The 8316-nt window shown below is 63.2% G+C and carries 7 protein-coding genes; 1 reads left to right on the top strand and 6 read right to left on the bottom strand.

Features of this window, described 5'->3' with window-relative positions; translation table 11 throughout:
• The 6 genes from JSE7799_RS02775 to JSE7799_RS02750 all read right to left on the bottom strand — a co-directional run.
• The coding region (locus JSE7799_RS02775; RefSeq protein ID WP_186201821.1) for a transposase at window positions 1-179 on the bottom strand (179 nt) is incomplete at its 3' end.
• Window positions 180-424: 245 nt separating this feature from the next.
• Window positions 425-1852, bottom strand: coding sequence for a mannose-1-phosphate guanylyltransferase/mannose-6-phosphate isomerase (locus tag JSE7799_RS02770; protein WP_055662241.1), 1428 nt, complete (start codon window positions 1850-1852; stop codon window positions 425-427).
• A 348-nt stretch (window positions 1853-2200) separates the two neighbouring features.
• On the bottom strand, window positions 2201-2776 hold the full coding sequence (locus JSE7799_RS02765; protein WP_245624776.1) for a rhomboid family intramembrane serine protease: 576 nt from the start codon (window positions 2774-2776) through the stop codon (window positions 2201-2203).
• 88 nt (window positions 2777-2864) lie between these two features.
• On the bottom strand, window positions 2865-4262 hold the full coding sequence (locus JSE7799_RS02760) for a hypothetical protein (protein WP_144431527.1): 1398 nt from the start codon (window positions 4260-4262) through the stop codon (window positions 2865-2867).
• Between the two features lie 27 nt (window positions 4263-4289).
• On the bottom strand, window positions 4290-4904 hold the full coding sequence (locus tag JSE7799_RS02755) for a polysaccharide biosynthesis/export family protein (protein ID WP_055662239.1): 615 nt from the start codon (window positions 4902-4904) through the stop codon (window positions 4290-4292).
• Between the two features lie 147 nt (window positions 4905-5051).
• On the bottom strand, window positions 5052-7607 hold the full coding sequence (locus JSE7799_RS02750; RefSeq protein WP_055662238.1) for a tetratricopeptide repeat protein: 2556 nt from the start codon (window positions 7605-7607) through the stop codon (window positions 5052-5054).
• Window positions 7608-7763: 156 nt separating this feature from the next.
• Between JSE7799_RS02750 and JSE7799_RS02745 the strand changes: the two genes are divergently transcribed.
• A partial coding sequence (locus JSE7799_RS02745) for a transposase family protein (protein ID WP_503089876.1) occupies window positions 7764-8316 on the top strand: 553 nt, incomplete at its 3' end.

Raw genomic sequence — 8316 nt, 5'->3', positions numbered from 1 at the left:
AGGCAGAACTGGATGGCGGCATCGGAGAAGACGGCAGGGCGGCCGGGCCGACTTTCGTGCGGGGCCAGCCAAGCCATCTCCTCGTCCATCCAGATCAACATCGAGCCGCGCTTGCGCAGCGCCGCGTTATAGCTGGACCAGTTCGTCGTGCGGTAGCGGGCGGGGACAGGCTTGCTCATGCTGCCCGTCTAACCACATGGATTCGTGATGTGAATCGTTGGCAACCTGAGTTCTGCAACAACGCCCACTCGCCTGGATGGCCGACCGAACCTTGGGTGTTGTCGTCGCTTGACCATGAAGATGGATCAGCATGGTCGCACTCCGTCCCGAACGTCCCTGAGAACCGATCTTGCCATGAACAGAGCGGATCGCCGAGGGGAAACATGATCATCCGGGATGGAACAGTTAAACGCGGAATATTTCCTCAGTTCCGCGCATAAACATCCTCATAGCGGATGATGTCGTCTTCTCCGAGATAGCTTCCAGTCTGCACCTCGATCAGGACCATCGGCACTTTGCCAGGATTTTCCATCCGATGCGTCGCACCAAGAGGTACGTAGATCGACTGGTTCTCCGTCACGAGGCGGACGTCCTGATCCACGGTGACGCGTGCGGTACCTTCGACCACGATCCAATGCTCGGACCGGTGGTGATGCGACTGCAGGCTTAGCGCCGCACCGGGATGAACGACGATCCGCTTGACCTGGAACCGGTTTCCGATGACGAGGCTTTCGAACCAGCCCCACGGACGGTGATCCTTCGGAAAGGTTCCCGCTTGTTTGGCCTGCTTGGCTTTGAGTGCGGCAACCGCAAGCTTGACGTCTTGAGCTCGGCTCATGTCCGCCACCAAGACGGCATCGGGCATGGCAATTGTGATGATGTCCTTCAGGCCGATCCCGACGACTTCCATGGTGGAATCTTCGGATCGCAGCAGCGTCTCATCGCAATCAATTGCCGTGGCATGCCCCGACAAAGCTACGCCGCGTGCATCACGATCGGCCTCGCGCCAGACGGCATCCCAGCCTCCGAGATCCGACCAGCCGGCTGCGAATGGCACGACGCTCAGATTGTCGGCGCGCTCCATGACCGCGTAATCGATCGAGATATCCGCAGCTTCGGACCAAGGCTTGGGTGCGAGCCGCAGAAAGCCCAGATCGACTTGTGCCTCCTTGATCGCGGCTTCGACTGGGGCGATAAGGTCGGGTGCATGAGTTCGGAACGCCGAGATGACAGCTTCCGCCGAAAACAGGAAAATGCCCGCGTTCCACAGGAACCTTCCCGCTGCGAGCATCTCTGCGGCGCACTCTGGATCCGGCTTCTCCACGAAACGTTCCAGCGGCAGGGTGCGCGCCGCAAAATCCCTTGGTTCTTCGGCTAACTCGAGGTAGCCATATCCGGTTTCCGCATAAGTCGGCTTGATGCCGAAGGTAACGAGCTGTCCGTTCCGCGCCGCGGGAAGTCCGGCTGCGACCGCGTCGCGGAAAGCTTGGGCATCAGGAACGACGTGATCGGATGGCGCCACCAGCATGACCGCATCCGGATCGGTCCGGGCCAGATACATTGCCGCCGCCAGAACCGCAGGCGCAGTGTTTCGGCCCTCCGGCTCGATCAAAATCGCGCCGGGATCAATCCCGGCGGCGGCGAGCTGCTCGGTCACGATGAAGCGGAAATCGGAGTTCGTCATGATCAGCGGTGCGCCGAACCCCGTCCCCGACAGGCGGCGGGCCGATTGCTGGAACAGGGTCGTCTCGCCCGTCAGCGCAGCGAATTGTTTAGGATAGCTCTTGCGGGACAACGGCCACAGACGAGTGCCTGAGCCACCGCACAGGAGGACCGGATGAATGTTTGTCACGATCGACTCCAGAGATTGGTCTTCATTTTAAGTCGCGGCGACCATGCGCAGATTGGTCCGCCTCGGCAATGACGCGAAATGGACGGATGACAATCACTTCGAATGTGCCGGCAGGTTAATGTTGAGGAAATAGGGCCCGTTTGCGAGGCCGAAAAGGCACGATCAATCAGGAACGACCGCGCCGTAATCAGCCGCCCCTCGGGCACCGGAAAATCGGCGATCGGAATTTCAACCATGCGGTCGCTGCTGTCGGATGTCATCGCCTGCCGCTTTTCTCGAACTTGGCCCTTCTGGGCCGCAGCTTGGGGGACGGTCAAGGCGTCGGACCCAAAGCTTGCCTCCCTGTCCTCAGCCTTCCTCACGGCGCAGCAACCAAAGCGCCACGATCCAGCCGCTCAGAAAGCCGCCGAGATGCGTCTCCCAAGCCATCTGTCCGTCCAGCGCCACCCACATCACCACGTTCAGCCCGATCAGAAAGAGCGCCACGCGCAGAACCGGCCAGATCCGCTCCTGCCCTGCACGGCGATCGACCCATTCCCAAGCCAGAACCGCACCGGCCAACCCGAATAGGGCCCCGGATGCCCCGACCATCGGCCGCAACGTGCCGCTGAGAAGGGCGAAACCCGCGGCTCCGGCCAACATGGTTACGCCATAGACGATGAGGAAACCCCATTGCCCTACGCGTGCCGCAACCACACGACCGAGCGACCACAGCGTGATCATGTTCATCGCCAGATGACCCACCCCCCCGTGCAGAAAGCCATAGGTCACGAACATGGTGATCGGCTGCGCCGCATAATTCGGTCGCCAGCCGCGCAGCAGGCCGGGCCAGAATCCCCCGAAGTCGTAGGCTATCCGACGCAGGCGCAGACCTGCTTGGCCGAAGAAACCGAGATCCCCCGCCCAGAGCACCAGTTCCAGCAACGTGCAAACCAGGATCAGACCCCATATGATTACAGGGGTCGGAATCTGCTCATATGGGACGACCTCGCCTCCCTCCCTTTGCAGGCGATCAGGGTCGGAAGGCAAAGCTGCGAGAGATGTTCAGCGACAGGATGTTGCTGCTGTCCGTCCGGTCGCCGTCGTTGTACCGCGCCCTGTGCTGAACCGCGGCCGTCAAATCCCAGTCCCGGGTCACGGCATAGTTATATCCCAGTCCCACCTCGGCGCGTGCCGTGTCGTCCTCGCTCCCCGAGAGAACGTCGATCGCGGCAAGACGGCCGGTCAGCGACAGGCCACTCCGTTCGGTCAGGGACCGCTCGTAGGTTGCCAACCCGGATGTCTGGATGACGTTGTCACCCTCGTCGTTCACGTCGCCTTCCTGAGCAAGCGACAGCACGATGGCGCTGGATTTCAGGGATTGCCTGTAGCCGAGTTCGAAGAACGGCTGCGGATCGCCTTCCTCGAAGGCGGTGATCCCGGCGGCACCCCGAAAGGTTGCGCCGCCGGCGAATTCCAGGCTTCGGCCGACTTGGAACGTGTCGCGAAAGCCGTTCTCGTTGATCGTTCTGGCGAGGGAAAAGGACAGCGAGCCGTTCTGAAGATCGCGCGTGGCCGCGGCAAGCACGTCCGCCCCGGTCTCCTCGTCCTCGATACGCCCGAGCCCTGGTACCGTGTTCGTCGTCACGAATTCGGCATAGCCGACATCCAGAGACAGGGCCCAGAGCTTGTCGAGCGTCGCATCGATACCCACGCCAAGCTGGGACCTTTCGCGTTCGGTGATCAGGGCGTCGTCCTCGTCACTCTCGAACCGGCTACCGGTGACGCGCAGATCCAGCGTCGGCGTGAGCGTGAAACGCAGGGAAGTCCGGATGCTCTGCGATTCGAGGTCGCCGAGATCGGGATTGACGGTGTCCACGTAACTCCGGTCCCTCAGGACGATCGCGGTCTCCGTGCCAAAGCGCGCCGTGCGCCCGGTCTCGAGACCGAAGCTCAGGCTGGCATCCCGCCGTGTTCCGGTCTCGGTGAGGAGATCGGCGTTCTCGAACTCCTCCTCAGGGTCGGGAAACACCGTTTCGATATCCACCGCCCTGTAGGTCGCGCCCACATCGAGCACGGTGTCCCGGTTCTCGGTGCCGTATCCGAAGGCGAGGGACGGCCGGAATGGATCCTCCTCGGAGGGATCGGCCAAGTCGAACAGACCGGTCGCCAGGAACGTCAGCCGCTGCGTGCGGGTGATGCTGGACAGGCCAAAGCTCAGCTGGGTCTGCAGCGCGCTCTGATCCTCGCCGTCTTCCTCGTCCTCGTAGACGAGGCCGGTCGTCACGTCCAAAGTCGCGAGAACACCGCCGGTCTCCTGAGCCAGCGCCCGGCTGTAGAGGAGCGGCGACACAACAAGGCCCGTCGTGGCCAAAGCCGCCACGACGTTCCTAGATAGAAGTGTTCTGGCCGCCTGGTTTTTCCTGGTCATGGCCTCTGCTCGTTCTTTTCTTCAGGCCTATTCGAACAGCCCGCGTGCGGGTGCCACGATGACGTCCCCGTCGGCCAGCGGGAAATCGTTCTGCACGACGGCCCCGTTGGAAATGGCTTTGTAGTTGATGAGGAAGACCGATTGCTGGCCGGTCCGCGGGTCGGTCCGGCGCAGCTGGATGCGACGCGTCGCGGCGAACGGGGTAAAGCCGCCGGCCTGGGCCAGAGCCTGGAGCATGGTGGTTCCGGGTGCCACGGGCGTCAGCCCCGGCGCGGCCACCTCTCCGAGGAAGTAGATGTTGATGCCCGGAATGGCGGCCGGAGCCGCCGGCGTCTCCGGCCGCAGCCGGCGGACGGTAGCGAAGACGTTCGGCGTGCTGGCGAAATTCGACGCGATGCCTTGGGCGATGGCCTGCTGCGTCTCGGCCACCGTGCGTCCGCCGACGGGGATGGAGCCTGCGAAGGGGAAGTTGATGCTGCCGTCCGGCAGAACCAGAACTTCGCGATTGAGAGAGGCATCTTCCAACACCTCGACGGCGAGGACATCGCCCGGATTGAGGCGATAGCCGCTCTGCGCCCAAGCAGCCCCGGTTGCGACATGTGTGGCGATGAATGCCATGATGGCGAAGAGGATCGTCCGCATCAATCTATCCCATTCTGTTTCCGCGGACCATGCTCGGGCCGGACGGGGACTTACAAGGATTCTCCGGACGCCCGTTCGTCTAAGCGGAGTTCTGTCTCTCGGGGACCACAATCGGGGTCTGTCCGGCGAATGTGCGCCGGACAGGGATCACTGTCCTGTGGCGGCGGTGTCGTCCTGCGTCTCCTCCGCCAGCTCGGCCTCGATCCGTTCGATCTCGGTGCGCGCCGACGTGACGTAGGAGGCCGTCGGCGTTTCTGACATATCGACGGCAAGGCGCAGCTTCTCCAGCGCGTCTTCCGGGCGATCCAGTCCGGCATAGGTCATGCCGAGATGGTATTGCACCATGGGATCGTCGATCAGGGCGGCGGCGGCCGGTTCCAGATGCGCCAGGGCCGCATCCAGATCGCCGCTCCGATAGGCAATCCAGCCATAGGTGTCCTGGAATGCCGGCACTTCGGTGCCGCGAAGGCGACGCGCCATCCGCTCGACCCGGGCCAGAACCTCCGGATCGTCGCTCGTCGTAGAGAGCAGACTGGCCAGGTTGTTGATGACCAGATCGGAATTCGGTGCCCGCTCACGCAGCTGCTCGTAGATCGCGATCGCGCCGTCGATATCGCCGGCCCGCTCGAGGAAGGACGCCTGCGCCCAGAGCAGATCCATCCCCTCGGGCAGCACCTCCAGCCCTTCGGCAAGCGCATCCTGCGCTCCCTCGAAGTCGCCCTTGGCATTGAGTACCCGGACAAGGCTGAGCCAGATCTGCTCGCTGTTGACACCTTGCGCCAGCAAATCGCGGTATCCCGCCTCCGCCTCGTCATAACGTCCGAGCGCTCCCTGCGTGGCGGCCAGCGTGAAGGCCAGAGCCGTGTTCTCCGGATCCTCGGCCAAGGCAGCCTTTGCATACTCGACGGCCGCCTCTCCCTGGCCACTGGCGAGCCGTGCACGAACGACGGCAATCTGTGCATCGATCGCCTCTCCCTCGCCCGAAGCGGCAAGCTCCTCAAGGAAGGCGATGGCGTCATCCACGCGGCCTTGGGCCCCCAAGCGACGCGCCTGCAAGGCATTGGCCGAGAGTGCGGCGCGCTCTCGGGCCGGCTCCTCGACTGCCGCATCCTCGGAGATCCGGCGCAGTTGATCCTCGATCTGTCCGACGCGGGCCCAGTCTTCCATGCCGAAATAGATGCGCCCCAAGGTTTCAAGTAGATCAAGATTATTCCGCGATAGCCGCAGCGACCGGATCACCACTTCCTCAGCGGGCAGGAATCGACCTTCATCCATCAACGCGCTCGCGTAGCGGATGCTCTCGGCCGGCGCGTTGCCCGAGGATTCGACCGCCAGCGACAGGAATTCCCGCGACAGGTCGGCATTGCCGTTGCGGGCATGGGCCAAAGCCGTCAGCGTCAGGGCCTGAACGTCGTCCGGCCGCTGATCCAGAGCGGAGCGCAGCAAGGCGATGGCCTCGTCGGCTTTATCCTCCTCGATGAGCCACGCGGCTTTCATCCGCAGCGCCTCGACCTGACTTTCGTCCTTCGCCAGAACCTCTTCGACCAGACGACGAGCGCCGACGGGATTGCCCTCCTCGACCAGCATCCGCGCCAAGGCGACCTTGATCAGTCCCGCCTGTTGGTTGCCGGATCCGGTCTCTTCGTCCGCACCCTCCTCGGCGGGTGCGGCGGCTTGAGCATCGAGGCGGGCGATGATCGCTTCCATCTCGGAGATCGCCTCCGCGCGCGCGCCCGTCTCGTAGAGGATGCCGGCGCGAAGCGCTTCGAGCCGGGGGGACGCATCCGCCCCTTCGAGAATGAGCGCCAGTTCCTCAAGCGCCGGCTCGCTGCCGCGGGTCTGCAGGATGAACTGCGTCAGGTTCGCGAGGGCCTCTACCCGCGCCTCGCCCTCAGCCGCATCGGCCAGATCCCGCAGGAAAGCCTCCGCGCGGTCGGCCTCGTTGCGGCTCAGGTAAAACCGCAGCAGAGCATCGTCGAGTTCAGCATCGTCGGGAAACAGCTCCCGCATCTCCAGAAGCCGGCCCTCAATCTCGTCCTCACGTCCCATACGGGACAGCAGCGCCAATCGGGTGTTGTAGAAAAGCCGGTCGTCCGGCGAGAGTTCGATGGCCTCTTCGAGGAGCGCCAGCGCCTCTTCGAATTCGTTGTCGAGGACACGGGCATCGATCAGCGTCCGCATCAGGAGCAGATCGTCCGGTCGCGACTCGAGCAGGGTTGCGGCTCGGCGGGCGGCCTCGCGGCGGGCCGGAGCATCCTTGGCCTCTATGGCGTCGGAATAGTCCAAGTTTACGGCAATCACCTCTGCGTCGAACGCATCCGGCGCCAGTTCCAGCAGGCGGCGCCCGTGGCGGCGCGCTTCCGTCCAGCCTTGCAATTCGATGGCGATGCGCGACAGCGCGGTCAGCGCCTCGATGTCGTCGGGATATTGCTCGGCCACACGCAGATACTGCGCGTAGGCACCCTCGTTCTGCCCCCGCTCCCGCAGCAGGCGGGCATAATCCAGGCGGGCCTCACGGTTGTCGCCGTCCAGCCGGAACACGTTGCGGAACTCGACGATGGCGCGGTCTCCGTCGCCGGCCTCAACCAGCGCGAGCGCGTTGCGGTAGTGCTCGGCCGCACGCTCTTCGGACGATTGGCAGGCCGCCAACAGGACGATCAGGGAGAGGGCCGCAGTAAGGCGCGCCGGTCTGTGGAAATGCATGGGCAACCCTCTGAAAACGGATAATGAAGCAGCTAACATCTTCGGTCGAAAGGCATCAACGAAAACATCGCATCAGAGATCACACTACACGACAGAGTGCTGGCTGATGGCGGCTGGATGGATTCAACTGGACGACTCCGACCAAGGAAACGTCCGATGCTTCACCACGCCATCTCCGCCCTCACGAATATCCTGCGTCCAGATCTCGACTTGAGCAAGAGCCGTCTGGAGACGCTTTGCATGATCGTCATCGGCATGGTCAGCGCGCGCAGCGTGAACCTCGGCCATCTTGCCTGCGAACGACCGGGATCGGCCCTGACCTCGTCGACATACCGTCGGTTGCAACGCTTCTTCCAGCACGTCCATCTCGACGAGGACTGGTCGCTCCCGCTTCTGGTCCGGCTGTTGGGCCTGAACAAATCGTGGCTGCTCGCGCTCGACCGCACCAACTGGCAGATCGGCAAGACCGAGGTGAACTTTCTCGTGCTCGCAGTCGTCACCCGTCGTTTCCGCGTCCCCCTGGTCTGGAGCCTGATCGAAGGCCGCGGGTGTTCCGACACCGACATGCGCATCGCCCTGATGGAGCGATATCTCGCGAATTTTCCCGCGACGACCATCCGTCTGCTGCTTGCCGATCGCGAGTTTGTCGGCGCAGGATGGATGGAATTTCTTAGTAAAAACAATATCCCCTTTGCTATCCGCGTAAGGG

Source organism: Jannaschia seosinensis (genome assembly GCF_001408515.1).
Classification (GTDB): Bacteria; Pseudomonadota; Alphaproteobacteria; order Rhodobacterales; family Rhodobacteraceae; genus Jannaschia; species Jannaschia seosinensis.
Note: the sequence above shows the minus strand (reverse complement) of the source record. Positions and strands in the feature narration are given on the sequence as shown.